30 protein-coding genes and 1 pseudogene are annotated in these 26296 nt (G+C 71.4%); 15 read left to right on the top strand and 16 right to left on the bottom strand.

What is annotated here, in order from left to right; all coding sequences use genetic code 11:
* Positions 1-8 precede the first annotated feature (8 nt).
* Genes AC5L35_RS10155 through AC5L35_RS10145 form a run of 3 tightly spaced genes read left to right on the top strand, consistent with a single transcriptional unit; the run spans position 9 to position 1843 of the window.
* Positions 9-626, top strand: a complete 618-nt coding sequence (locus AC5L35_RS10155) for a GNAT family N-acetyltransferase (protein ID WP_495059329.1) — start codon at positions 9-11, stop codon at positions 624-626.
* 9 nt (positions 627-635) lie between these two features.
* Positions 636-1496: a CPBP family glutamic-type intramembrane protease gene (locus tag AC5L35_RS10150; protein WP_495059328.1), complete on the top strand. Its 861-nt coding sequence runs from the start codon at positions 636-638 to the stop codon at positions 1494-1496.
* On the top strand, positions 1493-1843 hold the full coding sequence (locus AC5L35_RS10145; protein ID WP_495059327.1) for a winged helix-turn-helix transcriptional regulator: 351 nt from the start codon (positions 1493-1495) through the stop codon (positions 1841-1843). The genes AC5L35_RS10150 and AC5L35_RS10145 overlap by 4 nt, the downstream gene beginning before the upstream one ends.
* 40 nt (positions 1844-1883) lie before the next feature.
* Here the strand turns inward: AC5L35_RS10145 and AC5L35_RS10140 are convergent, their stop codons facing one another.
* Positions 1884-2642 (bottom strand): SDR family oxidoreductase, encoded by a 759-nt coding sequence (locus AC5L35_RS10140; protein WP_495059326.1) that lies wholly within the window; start codon positions 2640-2642, stop codon positions 1884-1886.
* A 168-nt stretch (positions 2643-2810) separates the two neighbouring features.
* A complete protein-coding gene (locus tag AC5L35_RS10135) occupies positions 2811-5060 on the bottom strand; it encodes a UvrD-helicase domain-containing protein (protein ID WP_495059325.1) in 2250 nt (749 codons plus the stop codon).
* 385 nt (positions 5061-5445) lie between these two features.
* Here AC5L35_RS10135 and AC5L35_RS10130 point away from each other — a divergent pair, with 385 nt between their 5' ends.
* Positions 5446-6675, top strand: coding sequence for a glycosyltransferase (locus AC5L35_RS10130; protein WP_495059324.1), 1230 nt, complete (start codon positions 5446-5448; stop codon positions 6673-6675).
* Here AC5L35_RS10130 and AC5L35_RS10125 read toward each other — a convergent pair.
* The 4 genes from AC5L35_RS10125 to AC5L35_RS10110 form a co-directional block, all read right to left on the bottom strand.
* Positions 6644-7642 carry a DMT family transporter gene (locus AC5L35_RS10125; protein WP_495059323.1) on the bottom strand — a complete coding sequence of 333 codons (999 nt, stop codon included), beginning with the start codon at positions 7640-7642 and terminating at the stop codon, positions 6644-6646. The two genes, AC5L35_RS10130 and AC5L35_RS10125, sit on opposite strands and share 32 nt — an antisense overlap.
* Positions 7643-7703: 61 nt before the next feature.
* The gene (locus AC5L35_RS10120; RefSeq protein WP_495059322.1) at positions 7704-7913 is read right to left on the bottom strand and encodes a hypothetical protein; all 210 of its coding nucleotides are present in this window, start codon (positions 7911-7913) and stop codon (positions 7704-7706) included.
* Positions 7910-8116 (bottom strand): helix-turn-helix domain-containing protein, encoded by a 207-nt coding sequence (locus AC5L35_RS10115; protein WP_495059321.1) that lies wholly within the window; start codon positions 8114-8116, stop codon positions 7910-7912. Before AC5L35_RS10115 ends, AC5L35_RS10120 begins: the two co-directional genes overlap by 4 nt.
* Entirely contained in the window at positions 8116-8595 is a 480-nt protein-coding gene (locus tag AC5L35_RS10110; RefSeq protein ID WP_495059320.1) for a DUF2975 domain-containing protein, read from the bottom strand. The genes AC5L35_RS10115 and AC5L35_RS10110 overlap by 1 nt, the downstream gene beginning before the upstream one ends.
* 146 nt (positions 8596-8741) lie before the next feature.
* Between AC5L35_RS10110 and AC5L35_RS10105 the strand changes: the two genes are divergently transcribed.
* On the top strand, positions 8742-9119 hold the full coding sequence (locus AC5L35_RS10105) for a VOC family protein (protein ID WP_495059319.1): 378 nt from the start codon (positions 8742-8744) through the stop codon (positions 9117-9119).
* 144 nt (positions 9120-9263) lie between these two features.
* On the opposite strand, the pseudogene AC5L35_RS10100 reads toward AC5L35_RS10105, so the two are convergent.
* Positions 9264-9386 (bottom strand): annotated as a pseudogene (locus AC5L35_RS10100) (TetR family transcriptional regulator); the annotation flags it as partial.
* A gap of 241 nt (positions 9387-9627) precedes the next feature.
* Here AC5L35_RS10100 and AC5L35_RS10095 point away from each other — a divergent pair.
* Positions 9628-10020 (top strand): VOC family protein, encoded by a 393-nt coding sequence (locus tag AC5L35_RS10095; protein WP_495059318.1) that lies wholly within the window; start codon positions 9628-9630, stop codon positions 10018-10020.
* A gap of 28 nt (positions 10021-10048) precedes the next feature.
* Here the strand turns inward: AC5L35_RS10095 and AC5L35_RS10090 are convergent, their stop codons facing one another.
* Together AC5L35_RS10090 and AC5L35_RS10085 are read right to left on the bottom strand one after the other, a co-directional pair.
* On the bottom strand, positions 10049-10831 hold the full coding sequence (locus tag AC5L35_RS10090) for an E3 ubiquitin ligase family protein (RefSeq protein WP_495059317.1): 783 nt from the start codon (positions 10829-10831) through the stop codon (positions 10049-10051).
* A gap of 341 nt (positions 10832-11172) precedes the next feature.
* On the bottom strand, positions 11173-11676 hold the full coding sequence (locus AC5L35_RS10085; protein WP_495059316.1) for a CHRD domain-containing protein: 504 nt from the start codon (positions 11674-11676) through the stop codon (positions 11173-11175).
* Between the two features lie 472 nt (positions 11677-12148).
* On the opposite strand from AC5L35_RS10085, the gene AC5L35_RS10080 reads away from it, so the two are divergent.
* From AC5L35_RS10080 to AC5L35_RS10065, 4 genes are all read left to right on the top strand, one after another.
* A complete protein-coding gene (locus tag AC5L35_RS10080; protein ID WP_495059315.1) occupies positions 12149-12889 on the top strand; it encodes a GntR family transcriptional regulator in 741 nt (246 codons plus the stop codon).
* 40 nt (positions 12890-12929) lie between these two features.
* Positions 12930-13937: a 1-aminocyclopropane-1-carboxylate deaminase gene (locus AC5L35_RS10075; protein WP_495059314.1), complete on the top strand. Its 1008-nt coding sequence runs from the start codon at positions 12930-12932 to the stop codon at positions 13935-13937.
* A gap of 206 nt (positions 13938-14143) precedes the next feature.
* Complete coding sequence (locus tag AC5L35_RS10070; RefSeq protein WP_495059313.1) at positions 14144-15100, top strand: anti-sigma factor RsbA family regulatory protein; 957 nt, start codon at positions 14144-14146, stop codon at positions 15098-15100.
* A gap of 86 nt (positions 15101-15186) precedes the next feature.
* Positions 15187-15417 carry an RNA-binding S4 domain-containing protein gene (locus tag AC5L35_RS10065; RefSeq protein WP_495059312.1) on the top strand — a complete coding sequence of 77 codons (231 nt, stop codon included), beginning with the start codon at positions 15187-15189 and terminating at the stop codon, positions 15415-15417.
* Positions 15418-15478: 61 nt separating this feature from the next.
* Here the strand turns inward: AC5L35_RS10065 and AC5L35_RS10060 are convergent, their stop codons facing one another.
* From AC5L35_RS10060 to AC5L35_RS10050, 3 genes are all read right to left on the bottom strand, one after another.
* The gene (locus AC5L35_RS10060; RefSeq protein WP_495059311.1) at positions 15479-16261 is read right to left on the bottom strand and encodes a transglycosylase SLT domain-containing protein; all 783 of its coding nucleotides are present in this window, start codon (positions 16259-16261) and stop codon (positions 15479-15481) included.
* 238 nt (positions 16262-16499) lie between these two features.
* Complete coding sequence (locus AC5L35_RS10055; protein ID WP_495059310.1) at positions 16500-17597, bottom strand: S-adenosylmethionine:tRNA ribosyltransferase-isomerase; 1098 nt, start codon at positions 17595-17597, stop codon at positions 16500-16502.
* Positions 17594-18325, bottom strand: coding sequence for an SDR family NAD(P)-dependent oxidoreductase (locus tag AC5L35_RS10050; RefSeq protein WP_495059309.1), 732 nt, complete (start codon positions 18323-18325; stop codon positions 17594-17596). The genes AC5L35_RS10055 and AC5L35_RS10050 overlap by 4 nt, the downstream gene beginning before the upstream one ends.
* Before the next feature lie 48 nt (positions 18326-18373).
* Here AC5L35_RS10050 and soxR point away from each other — a divergent pair, with 48 nt between their 5' ends.
* Complete coding sequence (soxR, locus tag AC5L35_RS10045) at positions 18374-18844, top strand: redox-sensitive transcriptional activator SoxR (RefSeq protein WP_495059308.1); 471 nt, start codon at positions 18374-18376, stop codon at positions 18842-18844.
* 24 nt (positions 18845-18868) lie between these two features.
* On the opposite strand, the gene AC5L35_RS10040 is transcribed toward soxR, so the two are convergent.
* Positions 18869-19993 (bottom strand): polysaccharide pyruvyl transferase family protein, encoded by a 1125-nt coding sequence (locus tag AC5L35_RS10040; RefSeq protein ID WP_169397099.1) that lies wholly within the window; start codon positions 19991-19993, stop codon positions 18869-18871.
* A 192-nt stretch (positions 19994-20185) separates the two neighbouring features.
* On the opposite strand from AC5L35_RS10040, the gene AC5L35_RS10035 reads away from it, so the two are divergent.
* Both AC5L35_RS10035 and AC5L35_RS10030 read left to right on the top strand, forming a co-directional pair.
* Entirely contained in the window at positions 20186-20518 is a 333-nt protein-coding gene (locus AC5L35_RS10035; RefSeq protein WP_495059307.1) for an NIPSNAP family protein, read from the top strand.
* Between the two features lie 87 nt (positions 20519-20605).
* Positions 20606-21361 carry a tyrosine-protein phosphatase gene (locus AC5L35_RS10030; RefSeq protein ID WP_495059306.1) on the top strand — a complete coding sequence of 252 codons (756 nt, stop codon included), beginning with the start codon at positions 20606-20608 and terminating at the stop codon, positions 21359-21361.
* 110 nt (positions 21362-21471) lie between these two features.
* Here the strand turns inward: AC5L35_RS10030 and AC5L35_RS10025 are convergent, their stop codons facing one another.
* Positions 21472-21864, bottom strand: coding sequence for a hypothetical protein (locus AC5L35_RS10025; protein WP_495059305.1), 393 nt, complete (start codon positions 21862-21864; stop codon positions 21472-21474).
* A gap of 99 nt (positions 21865-21963) precedes the next feature.
* Positions 21964-22206, bottom strand: coding sequence for a ribbon-helix-helix domain-containing protein (locus AC5L35_RS10020; RefSeq protein WP_495059304.1), 243 nt, complete (start codon positions 22204-22206; stop codon positions 21964-21966).
* A 203-nt stretch (positions 22207-22409) separates the two neighbouring features.
* Between AC5L35_RS10020 and AC5L35_RS10015 the strand changes: the two genes are divergently transcribed.
* Positions 22410-23579, top strand: coding sequence for an acyl-CoA dehydrogenase family protein (locus AC5L35_RS10015; protein WP_495059303.1), 1170 nt, complete (start codon positions 22410-22412; stop codon positions 23577-23579).
* Between the two features lie 9 nt (positions 23580-23588).
* Positions 23589-24608, top strand: a complete 1020-nt coding sequence (locus AC5L35_RS10010; RefSeq protein WP_495059302.1) for an acyl-CoA dehydrogenase family protein — start codon at positions 23589-23591, stop codon at positions 24606-24608.
* 12 nt (positions 24609-24620) lie between these two features.
* Here AC5L35_RS10010 and AC5L35_RS10005 read toward each other — a convergent pair whose 3' ends face one another.
* Positions 24621-26294, bottom strand: a complete 1674-nt coding sequence (locus AC5L35_RS10005; RefSeq protein WP_495059301.1) for an ABC transporter family substrate-binding protein — start codon at positions 26292-26294, stop codon at positions 24621-24623.
* Positions 26295-26296 lie beyond the last annotated feature (2 nt).

Raw genomic sequence — 26296 nt, 5'->3', positions numbered from 1 at the left:
CTGGCTCGGTGGAACCCGAGAAGCAGATCGACGCGCCGGCAGGGCGCCCCTCGCAGCAGGTGCGCGTCGTTCATCTGACGGCGCCCGTCTTCCGCGCGCTGGCCGACGGTGACCTCGCGGCCGCGAACGCCGTGAGCCCCGTGCCTCTCTCGGCCCCCTTCGCCGGAGCCGAGTGGAGGGGGGTGTGGCAGCGGCGCAGGAAGCAGGTCGAGGAGGACCCCGCCAGCGCGGCATGGGTCACCGGTGTCATCTGGGACGAACGGCAACAGGCGGCCGTCGGCCGAGCCGGTTACCACGGGCCCCCCGATCCGTCGGGGATGGTCGAGATCGGGTACGCGGTCGACCCGGAGTACCGGCGACGCGGCTACGCCCGGGCCGCGCTGGAGGCCCTGCTCCAGCGCGCTGCTCGCGAACCGCAGGTCCGCACGGTGCGGGTGACCATCAGCCCCGACAACGTCGCGTCGCACCGGTTGGCGTCGCAGTACGGGTTCACCGAGGTCGGAGAGCAGTGGGACGACGAGGACGGCCTCGAGATCATCTACGAGGTTGATCCCGGGGCCGGTGGGGTTGTCCCCACCCGGAACCGGAGGCGCACCGGCGTGCCCGGCGGGGGCCGCGGCGATTGACTCGCCGGCATGGTCACACGCCCGATCCCCAGGGTCGAGGTCTCCCGGTCCCTGGTCCGTGACGTCACCCCGTTCGTCGCGCTGACGTTCACCATCAGCTGGGGGCTCTGGGCGGTCGCCGTCGTCCTGGGCGGGAACATCGCCGACCCGGCCGTCTTCGCCTGTTACGTGCTCGGCGCCCTCGGTCCGAGCCTCTCCGCCGGGATCCTGCGCCTGTCCGGACGCCCCGGCGGCCGGCAGGTGCAGTGGGCGGCCGTGGCCGCGTGGTTACCGGCGGCAGTGCTGCTGGGAGCCGGGCCCGCGGTCGTCGCGGTCACCGTGGCGCCGCTGTTCGGGGCCGCGGCGGTCGACCCGCGGGTGCTCGTCGTGGCGGTGGCCGGCGCCGGTGGCCTGCTGCCGTACCTGGCCCTGCATCTCGTCGCGGGCCCGCTGGCCGAGGAGTTCGGCTGGCGGGGGTACCTGCAGCCGCGGCTGCGCCGCCGGCTCACCCCGGCTCGGACGGCCGCGGTGCTGGGCACGCTCTGGGCTCTGTGGCACGTGCCGCTGTTCCTGCTGGTCGGGACGGCGCAGTCGCAGATGGGGCTGCTCACCCCCGTGGCGCTCGGGTTCTTCGTTGCGATGCTGCCGCTGTCGGTCGGGTACTGGTTCGTGTCCGAACGGCTGCGTGGTGGCGTGCCGGCGGCCGTGCTCATGCACATGAGCGGCAACATCGCGCTGACCCTGATCTTCGCCGCCCCGTCGGTCGCCGGAGGCGCGTGCTACCTCGGGACCGTCCTGCTGATCGCCGCGATTCTGCTGCGGTTCGGCCGGCTCAGTGCTCCCGGCACCGGGTGTGACCTGGTGTGTCGCCGCGATACCATGGCCAGGTGAGTCTGGATAGCGAACCGACGAATCTGGGGGCGCCCCGGGTCTGTTCCATCGCCGACGCGCTCGAGTTCGTGGGCGAGCGCTGGACCCTGCTCGTGCTCCGTGAGCTGGGCTTCGGCGTCCATCGCTTCAACGACATCCAGACCAACACCGGCGCACCCCGCGAGACGCTCGCGCTGCGTCTACGCAAGCTCGAAGACGTCGGGCTCATCGAGCGCCGCCAGTACTCGAAGCACCCGCCCCGCGACGAGTACCTGCTCACCGCCGCCGGCCGGGACCTCGCGCCTGTTCTCCGTTCCTTGCGGGAATGGGGCGAACGCCACGCCACCCCGGTGCTCCGAACCTCCTGAGCGGCCCGGCCGTGCTCGGCCCCTTCCCACGTCCCTGCGCTCAGGCGCCGGGGATGAAGGGGACGTTCTCGCGCGCGGCCTTGCGGGCGGCGAGGAGCGCTGCGGCCTCGCCTCCGATCGGCAGGCGCAGCGGCGGTGCGTCGAGTTCTGCGGCGTCGGCGATGGCGCGTGCTACCTGCTCGGGTGTGAGGGAGTAGTTGCGGTCCGTGTGGTCGGTGGTCAGTGCCCCGGCGTAGGGATCGTCGGGCAGCCGGTAGGCCGGCGGGTCGTCGAGCGCACCGGAGCTCACCGAACCGGGCTCCAGCAGGGTGGTGTGGATCCCGAACGGGGCGGTCTCGATGGCCAGGGCTTCGCCGAACGCCTCGAGTGCCCACTTGCTGGCGGCGTAGGCGGCGTCCCCCGACAGGACGATGCGGCCCACCACGCTGGAGACGAACAGCAGCCGCCCGTTCTTGCGCTCCCGCATCTGCGGCAGCACCGCTTGCGCGACCCTGATCGCGCCGGAGGTGTTCTGCGCGAACAGCCGCTCGATCTCGTCGGCCGGGCTCGCCTCGACCGCACCGACGAAGATCACGCCCGCGTCGGACACCAGCACGTCGACCTCGCCGGCGGCCGCGATCGCATCGTCGACGCCGGCCCGGTCTGTGACGTCGAGGCGGAGTCGCTGTGCCACGTCGAGGTCCTCGAGTGTGCGCGGGTCGCGGGCGGTGGCGATGACGCGATAGCCGCGGGCGGCGAACTCGGCGGCGGTGGCCCGGCCGATGCCCTTGGAGGCCCCGGTGATCAGGACGGAAGACATGGACTGCTCCTGTAGGTACGGAAATCGAACTTACTTGCCGGGTGTCACCCTAGGGCTTGTTAGTCGGAAAATCGAACTAACTTCCGTGGGGTTCCCGCACCCCGGGCCGGGGGCCGGACACCGCTCATCCGCGGCGGTGTCCGGCCCCTTCGGTGTGGTCGTGCTGCCTCAGCGCTCGACGTGCAGCAGCCCGAGCCGCTGGGTGGCGCGGGTCATCGAGACGTACAGGTCGGCGGGGTTGCGGGCCCGGATCCGCTCCGGGTCGACGATCACGACGGCGTCGAACTCGAGACCTTTCGCCGACACCGGGGTGTGCAGCTGCGCGGGCAGGCCGGCAAGGCCGTCGACGTCGGCGGCGATCACCGCCAGCGTCCCGCGGCTCAGCTGCGCAGCCTCCGCCTCGACGGCCTTGCGCACCTCGGCTGCGAGGTCGGCGGCGGGCACGGTGTGCTGCCACGGATCCTCGCCCGTCGTCCGCACCGACACGGGCGGCTGCCGGTCGGGCGCGAACTCGGCCAGCACGCCGGCGGCCAGCGCCATGATCTCGGCAGGCGTCCGGTAGTTCACCGTGAGCGTCCGGTAGGTCCACCGGGTACCGAGGTGCGGGGCGAGCACGTCCGCCCACGCATCCGCTCCCGCGGGGGCGCTGCGCTGCGCGATGTCACCCACCGCGGTGATCGAACGGGACGGGCAGCGCCGCAGCAGGACGTGCCAGTCCATGGCGGAGAGCTCCTGCGCCTCGTCGACGACGAGATGGCCGTACCGCCAGTCCCGGTCGCCGGCGGCCCGCTCGGCGACGCTCGCGAGGTGATCGGGCACCTGCCGGGCAGCGAGCACGTCGGCGGTGACGAAGTCGGTGGGGCGCAGCTCGTCGGGATCCTCGCCGGCGAGATTGCGGTCGGCCGACTCCAGAATGCTCAGCACCTCCGTGGCGTAGGCGTTGTCGGGCTCGCGTTCGGATCGGCTCGGGGGGACCGGCGGGGGACCGAGCAGCTCGGCCAGCTCGTCGAGCAGCGGCGCGTCCGCCACCGTCCACGCGGAGCCCTCGGCGCGGTGCAACCCGGAGACGTCGGTCTGGCCGCCTGCCGACGCCAGCCGCGCCGGGGACGCGAAGAGGTCGGAGAGGAGCTGCTCCGGGGTGAGCACCGGCCAGAGCTGCTCGACCGCCGCGTGGAAGTCGAGGTTCGAGCGCAGGTCGTCGCGCAACTCGTGGCGCATCTCCGCCGACACCTGCGCCGCGCCCGACTGCGCGAGCTCCGGGAGGTCGCCGAGCTCCCGGAGGAGTTCGGCGAGCTCGGGCGGGTCCTCCAGGTTCTGGTCGAGCTGCTCGATGCCCTGCTGGACGAGCAGGCTGCCGAGCGTGTCGCGGAACGTCGTGCGTGCAACGTTGTGGAGCTGGCCGGTGACCCGGGCGCGCCTCCTGGCTTCCGTCGCCGTGGCCCGATCGATGGTGACGGTGACGTCGTCGAGCTCGATCGCGATCGGCGACCCGGGTAGCTCCTGGCGGTCGGCGACGGCGCGGCGCAGTACGTCCAGCATCGCCAGGTCGCCCTTCGTGCGGGCCACCTCGTCCTCGTCGACCGCGGTCGTGACGACGCCCTGCGCCAGCCGGCCGGGGGTTGTGAACACCACCGCCGACTCACCCAGTGCGGGGAGCACGCCACCGACGTACCGGATGAAGCCCGCGCTGGGGCCGACGACCAGCACGCCGCTGCGGGCCAGCCGCTCGCGGTGGGTGTAGAGCAGATACGCGACGCGGTGCAGCGCAACCGCGGTCTTCCCGGTGCCCGGGCCGCCCTCGATCACGACGACGCCGGAGAGCGGCAACCGGATGATCGCGTCCTGCTCGGCCTGGATCGTGGTCACGATGTCGCGCATCGTCGATCCGCGCGGCGCCGTCAGCGCGGCGAGCAGCGCCGGATCGGAAGCGGATCGGGAATCCGCTTCGGTGAGGGCCGACTGGTCCAGTAGATCGTCGTGGAAGGTGGCGACCCGCTCGTCGGGCGCCGTTCCGGTGAGCTGGAGATGCCGTCGCCGGGTGATGCCGAGCGGTGTGGCCAGAGTCGCGCAGTAGAACGGCTGGGCGGCGGGCGCCCGCCAGTCGATGAGCGCGCTCTCCCCGTCTGCGGGATCGGTGAGCCCGATGCGGCCGATGTAGCTCATCGACCCGTCGGTGCGGTCGAGCCGGCCGAAGCACAGCCCGGAGCGGGCGGCGGTCAGCGCGGCCGCCCGTTCCGACCAGCGGTGCACGGAGACGTCGCGCTCCCAGCGGGCGCTGAGCTCCCCGCCCGTCGGCGCGGCCAGCATGCCCTGCGCCTGGGCCCTTGCGGCCGCGAGTTCGGTGGCGAGCAGCGCATGCAGCCGGCGGATCCGCCCGGTCTCCGCATTCAACTCCTGCTCGAAAGGGGGTCTGTCCACGCTCTCCCCGCCCATGCTATAATTAAGTTGCGGAGTTACGGACTCATTCTCTGATCGCACCCTTCAGAATAGCTCTCCGCATATCGCTGTGCAAAGTCACGTCGGGTGAATCCCATGAGTGCGGGCTGTGGTACGCCTGCCCACCGGCGCCGTGCGTCCGGTCCCACGCCGATGGCATGCATCGGTTCATTGCCGAACGTCCTGGTCAATGCCGAGGAGACCAGGGGGGATGGGATCCGTTCGCAGCGGACGACAACCGGGAAAAGGAGAGCACTCCCTCCTGCCCTTTTCAACTTATAGCGCACCGGGGGGCTTGCGGCAAGACCCGGGTTGTGTCCCAGAATCGTCGGCCGTAGCCAGGACCTGCAGAAATGGGAGTACCGGAGTGCGTGTGTTGTTGTCGACGTATGGGTCACGCGGGGACGTCGAACCGCTGGTGGCGCTCGCGGTGCAGTTGCGGGAACTCGGTGCGGACGTGCGGGTGTGCGCGCCGCCGGACTTCGCGGAGCGGCTGGCCGGTGTCGGCGTGCCGATGGTGCCCGTCGGCCCGTCGGCGAGCGCGTTGACGACTGCGGCGCTGCCGCCGTCAGGCCTGCCCCGGCGCGCGGCCGAATTGATCGCCGGCCAGTTCGACACGGTCACCGGGGCGGCCGAGGGATGCGATGCGATGGTGGTGACGGGCATGATGCCGGCCGCGGCCGGCGCGCTGTCGGTGGCCGAGAAGCTGGGCATCCGGTCGGTGTCCGTGACCTTCCAGCAGCTCACCCTGCCCTCGCCGCACCGCCCGCCGCTGGCCTATCCGGGACGGCCGTTCCCGCCGGAGGTGACCGACAACCAGGTGTTGTGGGAACTGGACGCCGAGAGCATCAACGTGCTGTTCGGTGAGGCGCTCAACATCAACCGGGTGTCGCACGGCCTGCCACGGGTGGACGACGTCCGCGACTACGTCCTCGGCGGCCGGCCGTGGCTGGCGACGGACCAGGTCCTGGACCCGTGGCAGGAGACGCCGGACCTCGACGTCGTGCAGACCGGCGCGTGGATCCTGCCCGACGTTCGCCCGCTCCCGGCCGACCTGGAGGCCTTCCTGGACGCCGGCACGCCACCGGTGTACGTGGGTTTCGGCAGCATGCCCATGCATGCCTCGGCGGACGTCGCCCAGGTGGCCATCGAGGCGATCCGGGCGCAGGGCCGCCGCGCGGTCGTGCTCCGCGGCTGGGCCGACCTGGCCTCGATCGACGACCGGGACGACTGCTTCGTCGTGGGTGAGGTCAACCAGCAGGCACTGTTCGGCCGGATGGCCGCCGTCGTGCACCACGGCGGCGCGGGCACCACGACGACGGCCACCCGGGCCGGCGCGCCCCAGGTGGTGATTCCCCAGTTGGCGGACCAACCCTACTGGGCCGGGAGGGTCGCCGACCTGGGCATCGGCACGGCTCACGACGGTCCGACTCCGACCACCGAGTCGCTGTCCGCCGCGCTCAGGACGGTCCTGACACCCGAGACCCGCGCCCGAGCGACCGCCGTGGCCGGCACGATCCGTACCGACGGGGCGACGGTGGCCGCAACGCTGCTGCTCGACGCCGTCAGTCAGGAGAGGGCGTCGGTGTCCGCGTGAACCGCGCGGCCCGTCCGCTCGGGCGGGCCGCCAGCACCACGGCGCCGAACGTGACAGCGGTCCCGATCCAGGTGGCGACGGACGGCTCGGGGCCGGCGGTCAGTGTGTCCAGGGCCAGCGCGCCCAGTAGCTGGCCGGCGACGCTGGCCAGGCTGAAGACCAGCACGCCGACCTGGCCGACGAAGCGCGCGGCTGTCGCGATCACCACGATGCCGACCAGGCCGGCGGCGTAGAGCCATGGCTCGGCCGGGAGCCGACCGGCGGGCGCACCGCGCACGCCCCACCCGACCAGCAGCGCGAGGCCGAGGGCGACCTCGGCGACGACGAAGCTCACCAACGTGGCGGGCCATGGCGACCGGGCAGCCGCGCCCACCCGGCCGTTGAGAGCGGACTGGACGGTGACCGCGACGCCTGCCAGCAGCGGCAGCCCCACCAGCAGCAGCGTGCCCTGGCCACCCAGCCGGTCATGAGCGGCGATCGCCACTGCCGCGACGCAGGCCACCGCGCCACCGACGCGGCCAGCGGTGATCGGGTGGTTCCCACCCGGTCCCAGTCCCGCCCGGTCGGCCACGAGGCTGCCCACCGCGGTGCCCCCGACGACGGCCACGGTGAACACGGCGACCCCCAAGGCGCCCACGCTGACCCCTTGGCCGGCCACGAACAGCGCGCCGCCGACGCCACCGCAGCAGTGCCACCACCGCAACCCTCCGGTCCGCAGGGCGGCACCGACGAACCGCAGCCCACGCCGTCCGGCCGCCACGGTGGGCACGAGTGCCAGCAGCACCACCATGCCGGCAGTGGTCGAGGCCAGTGAGGCCGCGACTCCATCGCCGAGCCGGGCGCCGAGTTCCCCGTTCAACCGCGCCTGAACGGCCAACCCGGCGCCGGCGGCCACCGCCGCCCCTACCGCCACGACATGCCTGCGGCCGCGCGACCGCGGCTCGATCTCCTCGTCGAGAGCACTCACTTACGGAGATTCTGAACCGGCCGACCCCACATCACAATCAGTGGGCCGATGGCCTGTGCTGCTACCTGCGGCGCCGGGCGGTCCGCACGCCGAGCGCAACCGCCCCGACGACGAACAGGACGCCCAGGAGCTGGAGGCCCGGCGAGTCGTCGGCCTCCCCGTACACCACGGCGGCGACGCCGATCGCGACGACGAGGACGGCGGCGGCGGCGAGGAGAAGGTACTTCCCGGGAGTTCTCCGTTCGGGGGCCGGACCCCCGTCGCCGCTCATTCCTCGACCCATTCGAGCAGGTCACCGGGCTGGCAGTCGAGTACCCGGCACATGGCTTCCAGGGTGCTGAAACGTACGGCTTTGGCGCGTCCGTTCTTCAGCACCGCCACGTTCGCCGGCGTGAGCCCGACACGTTCGGAGAACTCCCCGACGGTCATCTTGCGCTTGGCCAGTTCGACGTCGATGCGGACGACGATGGGCATCAGATGACCGCTTCCATGTCGGTTCGCAATGTCGTGGCCTGCCGCAGCAGTGCACGCATCACCACCATCAGGAGCCCCACCACGGCGATTCCGGTCAGCATCAGGAACAGCAGGACCGGTAGCCCGGGATCGTCGGCGATGAAACCGAAGTAGAGGAACACACCCAGGAGCACCACCCACGCCGCAACGATGGCCCACACGATCGCGTCCACCCACACCAAGGAAGCGTCGCTGAAGATGCGGTCCTTCTTGACCATGGTGAGCAACTTCCAGGTGGCCACGATCACCACCTGGACGCACAGCACCCAGAACACCGTCACGGCCGTCAACGGCCACCTCAGGTACGCAAGCTCGGGGGACTCCTCGGCCATGTGTGCGAACTGTCCGGGCAGCGAGAGGGTCTCGAACGGGATCAGGACCACGAACAGCAGCACGAGGAAGACTCGGAGTGGGGCTACGGCCCGATGCTCTGTGAACACCGATCGAGTATCGATGACCTTGTATCGATAGTCAATAGGTCGAAGGGGCGGGTGTCGCGCCGGCTGCTGACCGGCCGATGATTTCCGGCCCTCGCCGACGTCTCCAGAGGGGAGCCGTGGGACAACGGCCCGGAGAGGGACTCGCCATGGGGCAACCAGTTGTGCACTTCGAGATCATCGGGCGCGATCCGGCGAAGCTACGGAGCTACTTCGGCGAGCTGTTCGGGTGGGAGTTCCACACCGGCGACGCGGCCACCGAGACGGTCTCCGAGCTGGGTAACTACGGCTTCGTGGACGGGAGCACGACCGGCAACGGGATCAACGGTGGTGTCGGCGGTGGTGCGGGCTTCGAGGGGCGCGTGCTGTTCTACGTGGGGGTTCCCGACGTCGAGGACGCGCTCCAGAAGGCCGAGAAGCTCGGGGGGAAGCGTGTGCTGGGCCCGGAGGGCACTCCGGGAGTCATCGTGGTCGGGCAGTTCACCGATCCCGAGGGGCATCTGATCGGTGTAGCCGGCACGAAGTAGCCAACTTCTGGCCGCCTGCGCGCGCCCGTTGCGGTCCTCGCAGCGCCCACAGGCTCTGCGAGGGCCACAGCCGGCGCGCGGAGCAGGCTCGTCCAGTCAGAAGCCGAGGCTGCCGACGCCCTGTTGGAGCGCGCTGAACTCGGCCAGGCGCGCGGCTTCGCCCTGGTGGTCGGCGAAGCGGTGGATCAGCAGGTCCTCCTTCGTGGGGAAGTAGCGGAACAGGGTGGGTTTGGAGACCTCGGCCGCTGCGGCGACCTGGGCGACGGTGCCGGTGCCCACGGCCGGACGGCGTCGACGTCCTGCAGCAGCCAGCCGAGGCCGATCTCCGGAGGCATGGAGCCCGCGCCGAACGGCCACCGTCCCGAACCCGGGCAGAAGCCGGCGCATCCTGTCGACGGTCCTGATCCCCGACCAGTGACTCGGGCGGGTCTCCGCGATGACTTCGGGCCGGCGCCGTGGTCGGTATGTCGACAGCACGAGCAGGCGCCTCCCAGAACAGGACCGATACATGTCCGAGCCCACCACTCGCATCAGCGGTATCCGCACCATCGGCGTCCCGGTCACCGACCAGGACAAGGCCGTCGCCTTCTACGTCGGCACGCTCGGCTTCGAGAAGCGGATGGACATGCCGGTTCCGCAGCTCGGCTCCCGCTGGATCGAGGTGGCGCCGGTCGGGGCCGCGGTGTCCGTCGCTCTCGTCCAAGCGCACGACGGCCTGCCCAGCGGCGGCGAGAGTGGCGTCCGGTTCACCACCGGCGATGCGGCCACTCTGCACGCGGACCTGACCGCTGCCGGCGTGGAGGTCGGTGAGCTCCTGAACTGGCCCGGCGTCCCACCGATGTTCACGTTCCGCGACCAGGACGGCAACGGCCTCGAGATCGTCCAGGACCTCGGCCAGTAGGCCGGCTCGCCGTCGTCCTGGCGGACGGTCAGCGCACGGCGGCGATTATCAGCAGCGCGATGCCCACGACCGCGGCAGCGAGGCCCACCCACATCAGGATCCGTTGCGTCCGCTGGGCGGAGCTGCGCAGCTCAGCTTCGCTGCGGGTGGAGATGACGAACATGCCGCCGGCGGCCGGCTTGCCGATCGCCAACTCGCCGGTGCGGTCGTTCGCCTCGCCCAATACGTAGAGCCGGGTGCCGGGGCGGACGACCCACTCCTCGTACTCGTAACCGATGGTGTCGTTCCCGCGGTTGCCGAAGGTGAGGCCGCCGATCGATAGGCTGAACGTGCTGGCGGCCTGGGCTGCCGGTTCGAACCGCTCGACCACTCGCTCGGCGTGGTCGACCACCAGCGTGCCCGGCTCGATCAGCACGCTGCCGGTCTCGTCCGCCAGCCGGAACGGCTGCGAGCTGGCCAGTTTCGCCACCGGCTCCTTCCGCTCCGAACGGCTGGTCCGGCCCTCGGAATCGGTGGTGGTGTACCAGTAGCGGCGACGGACCTCGTACCGGAACCAGACACAGGACAGCCCGGCCAGCTCGGACGTCAACTCGCCGACGGGCCCGATCGCCGCCGCGCCGGTCACCTCGGCGATCCGCTTGTAGCCCCCGCCCCCGAGTTGATGCACGGTGGCACGGTCACCGGCCAGTTCGGCCACGGTGGACGTCTCGGTGCCCAGCATTGCCTGCCAGCGCCGTCTGCCGCGCAGTGCGAAGCCGACCGCAACGGCCGCTCCCACCAGAAGAACGACACCGATGATTGCGAGAGCCACGGGCGGAGGTTACAAGGCCGCTCGAGGGCAATTGGGGCCGCGGTGATTTGAGCCCGAAGTTCGATTGATAGTGATTTGTGTGATTTCGATTGCTTCTGCTCGTCGGTGGGAGCGACGCGGAGCCCGCGCACCCCCGCCGCCATGATCGTTCCGAGATCCGCGGGTACGCCTCCGCCGGGGCGGATCGGTGGATCTCGCGGCGATCATGGTGCTCGGAGCCCGGACGGTCGTGGTGGCCGCAATCGACAAACGGCCCCCGGACGATGAGTCTGGGGGCCGCTTCACGACACCGGGCCGGCGACCAGGGGCTGTCCGTCGTCGTGCCGGGTGCGGGTCGGCGTTCAGTGGCGCAACTGCACCTGCCCGCGAATGGCGCCGCCGGGGAACTCGGCGGTGTGCAGGTTGAAGTAGAACTGGTCCGGGTGGCTCTTGATCTTCGCGAGGAGCGCCGCGTCCGTCACCTTCACCGTGCCGCTCACCGAGTTGTGTCCGGCGGGCAGCATCTTCATGAAGAACGGGATCACCACGGGGCCGTTCTTGCCCTTGACGCCCTCGTGAATGTGACCCATCGTCGGAGTTCCGATGCCCTTCCAGGTGAAGGCGAAGTAGACCTGATCACCCTGGATACGCATCTGCGCGGTCGCGCTGCCGTCCTTGTCGCCGACCTCGGGGCCACCCTTCACCGGCACCTCGTTGGTGCCCTTCAGCGCGCCCACGAAGTAGGTCGCCGCGGCAGCGTCGGAGGTCTGGGGGGCGTCGCTGACCATCGGGGCCGCCGGTGCGGACATCGCCATGGCCGCGGTCGGGGCGGCGGCCACGGGCTGCGCGGCGGCGGCTGTGCCCACGCTCAGTCCGCCGAGCGTCAGTCCGACTACCGCCGCGGTTGTGGCGGCTGCAACGACCAGTTTGCGACGGCTCGTGCTGCGAGTCATTTCGGTCCTCCTGTTGCGAGCCGTGCCCTGTGCGCCGACTCACCGGGCAGACACGGCTGTGATCGGCAACGGCGTTCAGTGCAGGCGTGAGGCGAAGATCATGTGTTTCGACTCGACCGCAGGAGCCGCCGGTCCGTTCTCTAGGACCGATTGCGGCAAGGATCTGGTGGGGTCGAGGTCATATCCACAGCCCGATCGGATGAGGCCTCGGATATCGACACATATCGTGCAGGGATATCTCCGAATACGGTCGACCTGTGCGGAATCCGGTGATACCGGGTCGGTCGTGCCTGCTCGGCACGACAGGTCGCCGTCGCGGCCGTCGACGTGCTCCGCCGAACCCTCGGCGGCAGAGCACGTCGACGTGGATCGCACGGTCGTTGGCTTGACAACGATCAGCATGCTGCGTGCAATATATCGCATGCCCGTTCCGCAGAGTCACGGTCTCGTCACCCGATCCCTCCTCCGGGAGAACGCCTACCGGGCCATCCGCGACGCGATCGTCGACGGCACGCTCGCGCCCGGCGAGCGTCTCAACGACGCCGACCTGGTGGAGTGGCTGGGAGTGAGCCGGACCCCGGTGCGGGAGGCGTTGGCGCGGCTGGAGCAGGCCGGCCTGGTGCAGACCAAACCCGGCCGCTACACCATCGTCAGCCCCCTGGACGTCCGTGCGGCCCGGTCCGCGCACTCGGTCACCGCCGCCATGCACGAGCTCGCCGTGCGGGAGGCGTTGCCGAACCTGTCCGCCGTCGAGCTGGACGCGATGCGCGCGGCCAACGCCCGGTTCGCGGACGCGCTGCGGCGGGGCGATGTGGACGCGGCGGTCGTGGCCGACGACGAGTTCCACGGCATTGCGGTCGTGGCCAGCGCCAACGGCGCGATCCGCAGCGTCCTCGAGCAGTTCACCCCCCTGCTACGGCGCGTGGAGCACCTGCGTTTCTCCTCGCTGAGCGGGCGCAGTTCGGTGGCGCAGCACGATCGGATCATCTCGCTGTGCGAGGCGGGAGACGCCGACGGCGCCGCCGCTGCCGTCCGCGTCAACTGGGAGACGCTGGCGCCACTGCTCGACACGCTGCTCCCCGATGGCGAGCGCCCGGACGACGCAGCCGGCACGTCCCCGCGCTGACCACACCGGCATCCCCGACCCGACGCTCACGAGGAGCCACATGCCCATCGCCGACTTCGAGCGGCACCCTCTGCTGTTCGGGCCCAGCCCCGTCCATCGCCTGGAACGGCTCACCGAGCACCTCGGTGGAGCCCGGATCTGGGCCAAGCGGGAGGACTGCAACAGCGGGCTCGCGTACGGGGGCAACAAGACGCGGAAGCTCGAGTACCTGGTCCCCGACGCCCTGGCGCAGGGTGTGGACACCCTGGTGAGCATCGGTGGAGTGCAGTCCAACCACACCCGTCAGGTAGCTGCCGTCGCCGCCCGGCTCGGCCTCAAGGCCGTGCTCGTCCAGGAGAGCTGGGTGGACTGGCCCGACGCGGTCAACGACAAGGTCGGCAACATCCTGCTGTCCCGCATCATGGGCGCCGACGTGCGCCTGGTCCAGGCCGGGTTCGGCATCGGGTTCAAGGACAGCTGGGGGCAGGCGCTGGAGGACGTCCGCGCAGCCGGAGGCGCCCCGTACGCGATCCCCGCCGGAGCGTCCGACCACCCGCTCGGTGGCCTCGGGTTCGCCAACTGGGCCTACGAGGTGCAGGAGCAGGAACGCGAGCTCGGCGTCTTCTTCGAGACGATCGTGGTCTGCAGCGTCACCGGCAGCACCCAGGCCGGGATGATCGCCGGTTTCGCAGGCCAGGACCGGCCGCGCCGCGTGCTCGGCATCGACGCCTCGGCCAAGATCGCCGAGACCTGCGCCCAGGTGGAGAAGATCGCCCGCCGCACGGCCGAGCTCCTTCGCCTGGGACGAGACCTGCGCGACGACGAGATCACCGTGCTGGAGGGCTGGGCAGGCGACGAGTACGGGATCCCGGTGCAGTCCACGCTGGACGCGATCCGGCTCACCGGGCGGCTCGAAGGCATGATCATCGACCCCGTGTACGAGGGGAAGTCGATGGCCGGCCTCATCGACCTCGTCCGCCGGGGAGACATTCCCGCCGACTCCGACGTGCTCTACGTCCACCTCGGCGGCCAGCCCGCCCTCAACGCCTACAGCGGCGCATTCCGCTAGTGCGGTGGCCAGGAACGTTGCCGCGGTGATCACGCGAGGACCCGGTGGACGTTTCTGGCCGCCGCACCAGGTATCCGCGCCTGGTCGGGCGCGGGGTCGCGATACTGCAGAATGTCGGGGGAGACCTTGATGCCGGGGCTGACGGGTCTTCGGGTGCCTGCGGTTCGGAGGCACCCGTAGAGCGCGGCACAGCTGGAGGCGACACCGTGAGTGCGACGATCGCGATCGAACCGGTGTCATCTCGGGAGGATCGCTTCGGTCACCCGGCGCTGTTCTACCGCGGTCTCGACGAGTACCTGGCCGGCACGCTGCCGTTCGTCCACGAGGGGCTGGACGCCGGCGAGCCGGTCGCCGTCGCCGTTCCCGCTGCCCGCTTGGAGCCGCTGCGCGACGGGTTGGGTTCAGCCGCGGAGCGGGTGCGGTTCCTGGACATGGGCGAGGCCGGGCGGAACCCCGGCCGGATCCTGCCCGGCGTGCTGCTGGCCTTCGCGGAGGAGCACGCCGGGGCTGCCCACGTTCGCATCATCGGCGAGCCGATCTGGGTCGGTCGCAGCGCCGTGGAGTACCCGGCGTGCGTGCAGCACGAGGCCTTGATCAACCTGGCGTTCGCGGGCCGGCCCGTCACCATCCTGTGCCCGTACGACGCCGTTGGCCTGCCCGCCGAGGTGCTGGCCGACGCCGAGGCCACGCACCCGGTGGTGGTGGACGCCCACGGCTCCCGCGCCAGCGCGGCATACGCAGCCGACCGCGTGTTCGCCGAGTTCAACCGCCCGTTCCCGGAGCCGGAGCAGCACCGGCCGTTGCTGGTGGACGCGGCGGTGCTGGCCCGGGCCCGGCATCTCGCGGTGGTGGAGGCCCTCGACGCCGGCCTCGACGACGAGCGCGCCGCCGATGTCGAGATGGTGGCCAACGAACTGGTCACCAACAGCGTCGAGCACGCCGGTGGTACGGGGGTGCTGCGGATCTGGATCGAGGATGCGCTCCTCGTCGTCGAGGTCCGCGACTCCGGGCAGCTGCTCGACCCTCTCGTCGGCAGGCGCAGGCCCGACCCTCTGCAGCACCGCGGGCGGGGGTTGTTCGTGGTCAACCAGCTTGCGGACCTCGTCCGGTTGCACACCACGGCGGACGGCACCACGGTCCGGGCCTACTTCCGGCTCCCATGATCAACGTGCACCTGTTCGCTCTGGATCATGAACGGGTGCGCGTTCGCGGCTGACGGGGCCGGACGGGCATGCGTCATGATGTGCGGGTGCCGAGATCACCGATCCTCGAAGTGCCGATCGCCGAGGACCCCATCCGGCTCGGCCAGTTCCTCAAGCTCGCCGGTCTCGCCGAGGACGGCGGGCATGCGAAGGCGTTACTGGAGGCCGAGGGCGTGCTCGTGAACGGCCGGGTGGAGACGCGGAGGGGCGCACAGCTGCGGGCCGGAGACGTCGTTGCGGTCGACGACCGGCGAGCCAGGCCGGTCGCGCTCGGCTGAGGGCGGCCCGCCGGCCGGGCGCCGGATCTCGTGAGCCCGGCGCCGCCCGTGGTGAGCCTGCTCAGTAGCCGACGTAGTCGCCGGAGCTGTTGCTGCGGCCGCCGGCCTTGAGGGTGGAGACCCCGTACTGCGCGATCATGTAGCGCACGCCCGCGGTGATGTTGGCGACCGGGTCGGTGATGGACCGGCCGGCCAGCGAGGGGTGCACGTAGGCGCGGAAGGTGGACGGGATCGTCTGCATGAGGCCCTGCGACGGGGTGCCCCGGCGGGCGTTGCTGTCCCAGGTGTTGATCGCGCGCGGGTTGCCGCCGGACTCAGCCATGATGATCTTCTTGAGGCTGGACGAGTAGGACTGCGGCAGATCCATGATCTGCAGGGCCTCGGCGATCCAGCCGTCCACGCCACCGCGCTTGATCAGGGCGTCGATCCGGTCGTTCTCGGCCTGCTCACGCGCCTGCTTGGCGTGCAGTTCGGCCAGCTCCGCGGCCAGCGAGGCCGCCTTGTCGAGCCGGGCCAGCTGCTCGTCCTGACCATCGGTCGTCTCGGTCGTGTAGCTCACCGGGAGCAGGGTGGCAGCGGCGCCGGAATAGAGCGACGAGCTGTTGGCTGCGAGTTCGGTGTCGAGCTCGTCGGCAGCGGCGGTCGGGGCGACGTTACCGGGGGCGGGGAAGAGAGCGGTGAACGTGCCGGTGGCTACCGCGCCGACGGCGGCAGCCGTGGCGAGAACAGTGGTGCGGAGCGCCGGTCCGGAGTGCGCCGGCGCCGACGCCGTCTTGTGCCGCGCGGATGCAGGATCGAAAGTCGACTGCGCGCGACGACCACGGGGGGAGCGGTGTCCTGCCAACGAGAAGCCCTTTCAGCGCGGGGGAGCGAGCCGTTCACGAGCTACCGGTCGGGGGTCCGGGCGAGTCGGGTGGGGAGTCCCGGCTCGGTTGCGCTCATGATCGGATCGTGACGCTGGCGTGACTGTATTGGCGGGCGTCGGTAGCGAGCAAGGCGAGGGGTGCCCGGTCACCGCACCCCGCCTGCCGCTCGGCTCGAAAGGGCTCCAGGAATGAATATCTGCCGCATCCGATGAACGTTCAGAACGCGCGGTGAACGGTCCTGGTCGGGAGAAGCAGGCACGAATCGCCGAACTCGTGCCAGAGGTACCCGCGGTCGACGGCAGCGGCGTACGCCCGCCCGACGAGCGCCGTCCCTGCCACAGCCTCGAGAAGCAGCAGGTGGGACGCCATCGGCTCGTGCCATCCCGTCACGAGCCCATCCACCACCCGCGCCGGACGGTCCGGGCCGAGCACGAGGTGGGTCCAGCCGGCCCCCGGACGCACCAGGCCCTCCGGATCGGCCACCGTCTCCAGCGCTCGCGTGACGGTGGTGCCGACCGCGACCACGCGCCCGCCCGCGGCTCTGGTGGCGTTCACGAGGTCGGCCGTGGCGGCGGGTACCCGGTAGCGCTCGGGGAGCGGCACCTCGTCGGCCTCGAGTGACGACACCCCCGTGTGCAGCACCAGTTCCGCGAGGCCGACGCCGCGCCTGCGCAGACCGGCCAGCACGTCCGGGGTGAACGGGCGCCCGGCACTGGGCATCTCGGCGCTGGCGAACTCCGGACCGGGAGTGGCGAAGACCGTCCGGTACGCATCCAGCGGCCAGTCCCCCCGGAGATAGGAGTACCGGATCGGCCGCCCCACCTCGGCCAGCCAGGCCCGCAAGCCGCCTGCCACCGCTATCCGCGCGCGCCAGAGCCTGCTCCCGGTGCTGCTGACCCAGGGGTCGGGGTGGCGGGCCATCAGCGTGGCCACCACGCCGCCGGGCAGCCGGATCGACTCGCCTGCCCGGCCGTCGAGGACCCGTCGTCCGTCCGGCGTCCGCAGTTCGACGACGACCAGATCGTCGGGCGCGGGGCCGGAGATGTGCAGGGTGACCGGTGGCGCGTCGGCGGAGGGCGCGTCCGTCCGGTGCCCGTCGACGGCGGCGGGCTCGGTGTCGGAGGTGTTGACGACCACGAGGTCGCCACGGCGCAGTGCCGAGGGCAGGTTGCGGAAGATCGTGTGCCGCAGGGGTCCGCGGCCCCTGGCCACCAGGAGCCGGACGCCGTCCCTGGACGTCCCCCTGGCCTCGGGTGGCTCGGCGGCGGAGAGCTCGGGTGGAACCGTGAACGTCGTGGTCGCGGCGGCCCTCACGCCGTGCTCCCGGCCGGCTGGGCCGCTGCATCGGTGCCGGGCGCCTGCTGCCCGTCGGAGAGGTCCGCCGCGCGGTAGCGGCCGCTCTCCGGCCGCCGGTCGAGCAGGCGCAGGAGCGCCGGGGTGACCGCCTCCGGCTCCGGACGGTCGGAGATGTCCTCCCCCGGGAAGGCCCGCTGGTGCATCGCCGTGCGCATGTCGCCCGGGTCGAAGGCGTACACCCGCAGTGCGGGCTCCTCGACGGCGAGCACCGCGGCCAGCTGGTCGAGTGCTGCCTTCGCTGAGCCGTATCCGCCCCAGCCCGGATAGGCCTCGACGGCGGCGTCGGAGCTGAGGGTGATCACGGTGCCCGTTGCCGAGGCGCGCAGCAGCGGCAGCGCGAGCTGGGTGAGTGCCAGCGGGGCCAGCACCGTGGTCTCGAGCACGCCGCGCAGGGCGTCGAGCGGGTAGCGCCCGAGTACGGGCAGCGGGGACGGGCCGAGCTCGCCGGCGTTGTGTACCAGGAGGTCCAACCGCCCGGCCGCGTCGACGAGCTCCGCCCGGAACCGCGGATCGGTGACGTCGCCGGGCAGGGCGACCACGCCGGGCAGGCCGGCGGTGGCGGCCCGCAGCCTGTCGCCGTCGCGAGCGCAGGCGAAGACGGTGGTGCCACGAGCAGCGAGGGCGGCGGTGAGGGCGAGCCCGAACCCCTGCCCGGCGCCGGTGACGATGGCGGTCATATCGGTCATGCGACTACCGTGCGACTTGAAGTCAGCTTCAGGTCAAGGGGGACGCGAATGGAGACGACCGACCTGCTCACCATCGGAGAGGTGGCGCACCGGAGCGGCTTTCCGCCGTCGGCGCTGCGGTACTACGAGCGGGAGGGGCTCCTGCGCACCACCCGCACCTCGGGCGGTCAACGGCGGTACGAACGCTCGGTGCTGCGCAGGCTCGCGTTCATCCGCGCTGCGCGCACCATCGGCGTCGGCCTGGACGAGGTACGCCAAGGCCTCGACCAGCTCCCGGACGGCCGGACCCCGACCAAGTCGGACTGGTCACGGCTGTCACGGTCCTGGCGGGGGCGCCTCGACGAGCAGATCCAGGCGCTCGTCGCCCTGCGGGACGGGCTCGACTCGTGCATCGGCTGCGGGTGCCTCTCCCTGCAGCGCTGCCGCCTCTACAACCCCGGCGACCAGGTGTCGGAGCTCGGCCCCGGCGCGAGGCTGCTGCCACCGATGCTGCGGCGCACCCCGGCGGAGGGCGTCTGAGCAGCCCGGGCCGGGGCGCGCGAGCTACGAGGAGAGCAGCCGCGGGCGGGCGGACCAGCGCGCGGGCAGCGACCGGTCGACCCAGGCGTGCAGCTCCTCGGCGGGCGGCCGGGTGCTGATCGCCGACTGCTCGTGCTCGGCGAGGAAGGCCGTGGTGCGCTCCTCCCAGCCGACGCCCAGGCAGGGCACGCCGGTGGACACGGCGAAGATCAGCGCGTGGATGCGCAGGCCGAACAGTGCGTCGGCCTCACTGACCACGGCCTTGGCCAGCGCGGGCGGCAGTTGCGGGCCCAGAACCGGGACCGGCCGTCCGAGCCGCTCGCCGAGCTCCTGGATCAGCACCTCGTCGCGCCGGGCGAGCCCGAGCCCGTAGTCGGCGTGGGTGCTGATGGCCAGCCCCGCGACGGCGCCGCCCCGCTCGATCCAGCGGCGCGCGAGCGTCTCGGCGGCGTCCTGTAGGCAGTCGACGAGGATCGGGTTGGGCAGAGCCTTCGGTGCGACGAGCAGCAGCGGCACCGCCGGGTCGACGCCGGCCGCCGCGAGTGCGCGCCGGGCGTCGGCGTCGGGGGCGGGCGTGAGTCCCATCGCGAGGTCGCCCACGACCGGCGCCACGATCGCCTTGCCCAGCGTGGCTGCGGACACCTCGTCCCGCACGGTGATGCGGCCGGGCTTGCGGACCGAGCGACGCAGCAGGTCGAGCACCCGCTCCGGGGTGCCGGGGTAGACGCCGATCGCGACGTAGGCGATGTCGCGGCCGCGGGCCGTGGCGGCCCAGACGATCGCCGGGAGCGCCTTGACCAGCGACGACGCGCCGGTGCCGAAGAGGCCGCCGCCCACGACGGCAATGCCGTCGCACCACTTGAGCGCCTTCGTGAAGGGGATGCCCTCCATCGCCACCGCGGGGACCCGGTGCAGGGCCTCGACCATCCGCGGGTTGCGGGACACCACGCGCACCTCGGTGTCGTCGGGGAGCTCCTGCAACGTGCGGGCGAGCATCGCCTCGTCGCCGGTGTTGCCGTTGCCGAAGTTCCCGATGATCAGAACGCGGGTGGCGCGCGGCGTGGTGGCGCCACGGCTCTCCTCGGCAGCGTGGCGCCTGCCGAGATCGGCAAGCTGCTGGCGGATGAGGCTGGTGCGGGGATCCGTCATCGAGTTCCTCGGGTCGGCGCAACTCTCCGTGACCATCGACCTGAGTTGCGGGGAGCTGCATGGCCGCGGTCACTCGTTCGACGCAGCCTACGACGTGTCGGGGACTGCACGGTCGGGGTGTTCGCCGAACGGCTCCTGTGACGCGGTCGCCGACCGCCACGCCACCGCCTGCCCTGCCCATATGATCGTATGATGATCTACGAGATTCGCGAGTACACCACCGTCCCGGGACGCCTGCCTGCGCTGGTCAAGCGCTTCAACGACCACACGCTGGGCTACTTCGCCAAGCACGGCATGGAGGTGGTCTTCCTGTCGGTCACGGAGCTCGGCGAGAACTCGAACAACGAGTTGGTCTACGTGCTGCAGTTCGACTCCTACGACGACATGGCGTCGAAGTGGGCGGCGTTCCAGGCCGACGCCGGATGGCGCGAGGCCCGCAGTGCGAGCGAGGCCGATGGCCCGATCGTGGCGAAGATCAGCAGGCGCGTGCTCAGCACCGCCCCGTTCACCCCCGCGGGGTCGTGACCGCGGCCGTCTGATCGCCCGTGAACTTCGCCTATCGGTCAGGCACCGGTGGGTGCGGATGTCGATCGGATGAGCGAGGGTGAGGACGTGTCTGCATCCGTGGAGCGCTGGCTCACCCTCGAGGGACTCGACAACGTCCGGGACGTCGGCGGCCTGCCGCTGCGCTCCGGTGGCAGCACGCGGCCGGGCATCCTGCTGCGCAGCGCCTCACTGCACTTCTGCACCCCCGCCGACGTCGACCATCTGATCGACGTGATCGGGCTGAAGCTGGTGCTGGATCTGCGGACGCCCCGGGAGATCGACCGCGACGGGCCCACCGCCGTCGCCCGTGCCGGGGTCGAGACGGTGGCGCTCGACTTCCTCCCCGACGGTGGCCGGGCGCTCCCCGAGACCGACGACGACAGCGACCCGATGGTGCGCAACTACCTCGGCTACCTGTCCGACCGTGGGGAGAACGTCGTCGCCGCGGTGCGGTTGCTGGCCGCCCCGGACGCCGGGCCCACGCTGGTGCACTGCGCGGCAGGCAAGGACCGCACCGGGACGCTCGTGGCGCTGGTGCTCGACGCGGTCGGCGTCGAGCGTGATGCGGTGGTGGCCGACTACGCGCTCTCCGCCGAGCAGGTGGAGGCCCTGTTCCGCCGCTGGACCACCGCGTCGGGTGAGCGGATGCCCGACGACATCTCCCGGCACCTGCCGCGGGCCGAGGTGATGACCACGGTGCTCGCCCACCTCGACGCGGAGTTCGGGGAGAACGGCTCGGGCGGAGCGGCGGGGTGGCTGCTGGCCAACGGCCTCGACGAGGAGTCGCTGGCGCGCCTGCGCGCCCGGTTCACGGCCGAGTAGGGGCCGCCGGCGGGCTCGCGGGGCGGAACCGGGCGACTCGCGGGCGTGGATCGGGCGACTCGCGGGGCGGAACCGGGCGACTCGCGGGCGCGGAACGGGCGACTCGCGGGTCAGGGGAGCTCTTCGATCGTCACGGTGGTGTCGAGCTTGCGCAGGGCGGCGGGTTCGCCGGTGACCGCCGGCCAGCCCCGGCGGCGGGCGCTGGCGGCCACCTGACCTGCGACGATGTCGTCCTGCCCGGACGCGGCCAGCAGCAGCCCGGACTCCAGGGCGGAGGCGGGCCCCAGCTCGTCGATCACGGTGTTGGGCAGGTCCAGCAGCACCTGCAGGGCCGGGTGGTGCTCGGGTTCGAGGAGGGCCCACGCCCGGCCGAGCGCGGCGCTCGGGACGGCGAGCACGATGTTCTCCTCGACCGCGGCCCAGACCAGGGCGCGCACGTAGACCGGCCGGCCGGTGGCGAAGGCGGCCAGCGCGGTGGCGTCGAGGACCCGTCCGCCGATCATGCGGTCATCAGGCAACGCCCGTGCGGGCGGTCGCGGTGGCCGGGACGGGCCGGGCTACGAGGACGGCCGTCATCGCGGCCTCCCAGGGCTCGAGTGCCATCAGACCGCGGCCGCGGGGGGTACCAGGCGCAGCGTCCGGCGTGCCTGCGCCAGCTCGGCGGGTGGGGGCGGGCCGCCGTAGAGGTCGGCGAGGGTGGCGAGGGACCGGTCGCGGAGATGGCGGGCGGAAACGGCGTCGGCGACGTACGCGGAGATGCTCCTGGCCGCCCCGCGCCGCACGGCGTTGCGGGCCTCGTCGACCAGTTCGGCCGGGAGGCTCACCGTGACACGCTCAGTGCGCATGTGCGGAGCGTACCGGCCGTTCGCCCGGCGCTCACCCACCGTCAACCTCTGTCGACGCCCGTGGTGGCATGGGGGCGGTGCGCCGGGCGACTCGGGCCCGTGAATCGGGCGACTCGCGGACGGCCGGTGGCGGGGTGAGGGGTACGCAGGTTACTGGCCGGTATGCCAAGGTGATCCCAGCGCGATCGTGACGAGGAGGCCGCATGGACCTGACGTACACCGCAGCGGAGGAGGAGTTCCGCAGCGAGCTGCGGTCCTGGCTGCTGGCCAACATCGCGGAGGACTGGCAGCGGCCGGGATTCTGGGAGTCGCTCGACGACGACGAGAGCTTCCGGCTGCGCCGCGACTGGGAGCGCGACAAGGCGCTCGCCGGCTTCGCGGGCATCGAGTGGCCCACCGAGTTCGGCGGCCGCGGCGGCACCCCCGGCATGCGGGCGATCTACGACGAGGAGATGGTGCTGGCGCGCGCCCCGCGCACCGTCAACCCGCTCGGCCTGTCGTTCCTCGCGCCCACCGTGATGGCCATCGGCACGGACGCGCAGAAGAAGGAGATCGTCGGGCCGCTCCTGCGCAACGAGGTGATCTGGTGCCAGGGCTTCTCCGAGCCCGGCGCCGGTTCCGACCTCGCCGCCCTCTCCACCAGAGGGGTGCGCGACGGTGACGACTTCGTGGTCAACGGCCAGAAGGTCTGGACCACCAACGCCGTGCACGGCGACAAGATCTTCACGATGGTGCGCACGGAGGCAGGCTCCGCCAAGCACCGCGGCATCTCGATGCTGCTGATCGACATGCACCAGCCCGGCGTCGAGGCGCGGCCGCTCAAGCAGATGAGCGGGGCCAGCGAGTTCGGTGAGGTGTTCTTCACCGACGCGCGGGTGCCCGCCGCCGACTGCCTCGGGGAGATCGGCGACGGCTGGCGCACGGCGATGCTGCTGCTCTCCTTCGAGCGTGGCGCGTCCGGCATCGCGCAGTACACCGAGTTCCGTCGCCAGTACGACGAGATCGTCGCGGTGGCGAAGAAGCTCGGTCGCGACCGCGACCCGGTGGTGCGCGACAAGCTCGCCCGGGTGCTCACCGAACTGGAGTGCCTGCGCCTGCACGCCATGCACGTGCTCACGCAGGTGGAGCAGGGGCGCGACCTCGGCTTCGAGGCGTCGATGACGAAGCTGCAGTGGTCGGAGACCTTCCAGGACCTGTGGGAGGTCTTCGACGACGTCCTGGGCGAGGACGCCACGCTGGACGCGATCGACGGTGTCGACATCCGGCCGCTGCACGCCCAGTCGATGTGGTCGCGGTCCGTCACGATCTGGGGCGGGTCCTCGCAGGTGCAGCGCAACATCACCGCCGAGCGCGTGCTCGGCCTCCCGCGATAGGAGCTGGTCATGTTCTTCGCCCCGACCGAGGACCAGCGCGAGTTCGGTGCCGCCGTGCGCGGCTACCTCGCCGATCGGTTCGACCTGGAGGCAGTCCGCGCGGTCGTCGAGGACCCGGCGGGCGACGGGCACCCCGCGTCGCTCTGGAAGGCCGCGGCCGAGCAGGGCTGGCTGGCGGTGCTCGTGCCCGAGGCGCACGACGGGCTCGGGCTCGGGCTGGTCGAGGCACAGGTGATCGCCCGTGAGCTCGGCGCCGGTGCGGCCCCGGGACCGTGGCGGGGCACCGTGCTCGCCGCGGAGGCGATCCGGCTGGCCGGGTCGGACGAGCAGCAGGCGGCCTGGCTCCCCAGGCTTGCCGGTGGCGACGCCGTGGGCGCCCTGACCCTGCGCGGCAGCGCCCCGGGCACGCTCCCGACGGTGGAGTACGGCGAGATCGCCGACGTCGTCGTCGCGCGGTCGGGCGACGGACTCGCCCTGGTCGAGGGTGCCCCCGCCACGCGGCAGGGCTCGTACGACGGCACGGTGCGGCTGGCCACGCTGGACGCGGGCTCGGGTCAGGCACTGCCGGGGGCGAGCGCCGAGGTGCTCGCCGAACTCGCGGCGCGCGCCACCGTCCTCGTCGCAGCCGACCTGGTCGGGATCGCGCGCGAGGCGATCACCCGCACGGTGGCCTACGACCGCGAGAGGCAGCAGTTCGGCGTGCCGGTGGGGTCGTTCCAGGTGATCAAGCACGCACTGGCCGACCTGCACATCGGCGTGACGATGGCCGAGCACGCCGTGCTCTACGCGGCCCACGCCGTGGACACCGGGTTGCCCGACGCCCCGCTCGCCGTCTCGGTGGCGAAGGCCAAGGCGGGTGACGTCGCCGTCGACGCCACCGCCGCGATGATCCAGTACCACGGCGGTATCGGATACACCTGGGAGCACGAGTCGCACTTCTACTACAAGCGGGCCAAGCGGCTGGCCGGCCAGTTCGGCGACTCCGACGCCCATCGCGCGACGATCGCCGATCTGACGATCACCGGTTGATGCGGACGGGCGCTACTTCTGCCAGCCGATGTTCTCCGGCGTGGTGCTGAAGTAGCGCCCCGGCCCGTAGTTGGCCAGTCCGGTCCTGACCGCGTCGATGTCCGGCATGTTGACCGTGGGCATGACCCCGTAGGTCGTGAGTGCCGCGGTCTCCGCCTCCGACGCCCTCGCGTACTGCTGTTGCGGGGTGGGCAGCGTGTTCACCGACCGGACGAGGGTGTCGTTCGCGGGGCTGTTGACGCCGGACTCGAGGAACTGGGTGTCCGAGCAGTACAGCTGGCAGATCTGGGCGATCCCGAACGGGCTGCCGTCCACGACGCCGGAGTAGAACATGTCGAACTGCTTCCCGGCGATGATCTGGGAGAAGTCGCTCGACGGAACCTGCCGGATGTCCAGCCGGATGCCGACGTTCTTCAACATCGCCGCCGTGGCACCGGCGATCGCCTTGCCGATCGGGTCGTCGCCGGTGTTGACGTAGCTGAACTCGAGCGGCGTTCCGTTCTTGACCCGGACGCCGTCCGGACCGGGCGTCCACCCGGCCGCGTCCAGGTCCTTCTCCGCCTGCTGCGGGTCGAAGCGGAGGACCTTGCCGAAGTCGTCCTGGTAGCCGTCCTGGAACGGCAGCAGGATCATCGACCCGGCCGGGGCTGCGGTGTAGCCGAGGCCCTGGAGCTGGACCTTCGCGATCTCGTTGCGGTCGATGGCCTCCATCACCGCCTTGCGCACCCGGACGTCGGAGAGGACGGGGCTCGTGCCGTTGAGCGTGAAGTAGTCGATCTGCAGCGAGGTGCTCTTGCGGATCTCGGTGCCCGGCTGTCCCGAGACCTGCGCCAGGCGGTCCTTGGTGTCCGCCGACACCGCGTCGATCTGGCCGTTCTTGAACGCGTTGAGGGCGGCCGAGTCCTCCATGACGACGAATGTCCGCGAGTCGAGCTTGCCCTTCCTGCCCCACCACCTGGGGTTGCGCTCGAAGGTGATGATGCCGTTCTGCTGGTCGAACTTGCTGATCGTGTACGGGCCGGCGCCCCATTCCGGATGCGGGTTGTTGATGTAGCCCTGGTTGAACACGGCCGGGGAGAGGGCCTTCGGGTGCAGCAGCGAGCCGAACAGGTTCTGCCACCAGAGGTTGATGCCGCGGAACGTCACCACCACCTGGCGGGAGTTCACGCCCGGCGCTAATGACGAGATGCGGTCGTAGCCGTCGGTGGACGCCACGAGGTAGGCCGGATCGGTGCCCCGGTCGGCCTTCCAGACGGTGTCGAAGGACGTCCAGTCGATGGGTGTGCCGTCGTTGTAGACGGCTTTCGGGTTGATCGTGTAGATGACCCGGGTGTTCCCATGGACGGTCTCCTGCTGCACGTCCGTGAGGTAGTCGGGGTCGAAGACGGGCTTGCCGTCGGCGGTGAACGTGACGAGGTCCGGGTTGTACCAGCTCCAGACCTGCGCGCCGTCGGCCGTGGCTCCGTCGCTCTGCCAGTTGTTGAACTGGGGGTTGAGCTCCGGCAACGAGGTGGTGAGCGCGCCGCCGGCCCTGATGTTGTCGTAGGGCTGGGGGTTGTACGCGACCTGGGTGGCGAGCGTCCGGGCGTCCACATCGCCCCCGGTGGCTGTGGCGCCGCAGGCGGCGAGCGCCACCGACAGCACGGCGGCGACCGCGAGTGCGGCGGGACGCTTCAGGACGTGCACGG

This window comes from Pseudonocardia sp. OZ21, from assembly GCF_059359135.1.
This window is presented reverse-complemented; position numbering and strand designations above follow the sequence as displayed.

Coding starts and splice junctions, on each gene's coding strand:
- AC5L35_RS10140 (WP_495059326.1), bottom strand. CDS start 2,642: ATGTCTTCCGTCCTGATCACCGGGGCCTCCAAGGGCATCGGCCGGGCC.
- AC5L35_RS10120 (WP_495059322.1), bottom strand. CDS start 7,913: ATGAGCGGCGACGGGGGTCCGGCCCCCGAACGGAGAACTCCCGGGAAG.
- AC5L35_RS10040 (WP_169397099.1), bottom strand. CDS start 19,993: ATGACGGATCCCCGCACCAGCCTCATCCGCCAGCAGCTTGCCGATCTC.
- soxR (WP_495059308.1), top strand. CDS start 18,374: ATGGAGACGACCGACCTGCTCACCATCGGAGAGGTGGCGCACCGGAGC.
- AC5L35_RS10095 (WP_495059318.1), top strand. CDS start 9,628: ATGTCCGAGCCCACCACTCGCATCAGCGGTATCCGCACCATCGGCGTC.
- AC5L35_RS10015 (WP_495059303.1), top strand. CDS start 22,410: ATGGACCTGACGTACACCGCAGCGGAGGAGGAGTTCCGCAGCGAGCTG.
- AC5L35_RS10150 (WP_495059328.1), top strand. CDS start 636: ATGGTCACACGCCCGATCCCCAGGGTCGAGGTCTCCCGGTCCCTGGTC.
- AC5L35_RS10010 (WP_495059302.1), top strand. CDS start 23,589: ATGTTCTTCGCCCCGACCGAGGACCAGCGCGAGTTCGGTGCCGCCGTG.
- AC5L35_RS10035 (WP_495059307.1), top strand. CDS start 20,186: ATGATCTACGAGATTCGCGAGTACACCACCGTCCCGGGACGCCTGCCT.
- AC5L35_RS10105 (WP_495059319.1), top strand. CDS start 8,742: ATGGGGCAACCAGTTGTGCACTTCGAGATCATCGGGCGCGATCCGGCG.
- AC5L35_RS10020 (WP_495059304.1), bottom strand. CDS start 22,206: ATGCGCACTGAGCGTGTCACGGTGAGCCTCCCGGCCGAACTGGTCGAC.
- AC5L35_RS10115 (WP_495059321.1), bottom strand. CDS start 8,116: ATGCCCATCGTCGTCCGCATCGACGTCGAACTGGCCAAGCGCAAGATG.
- AC5L35_RS10075 (WP_495059314.1), top strand. CDS start 12,930: ATGCCCATCGCCGACTTCGAGCGGCACCCTCTGCTGTTCGGGCCCAGC.
- AC5L35_RS10025 (WP_495059305.1), bottom strand. CDS start 21,864: ATGATCGGCGGACGGGTCCTCGACGCCACCGCGCTGGCCGCCTTCGCC.
- AC5L35_RS10050 (WP_495059309.1), bottom strand. CDS start 18,325: ATGACCGATATGACCGCCATCGTCACCGGCGCCGGGCAGGGGTTCGGG.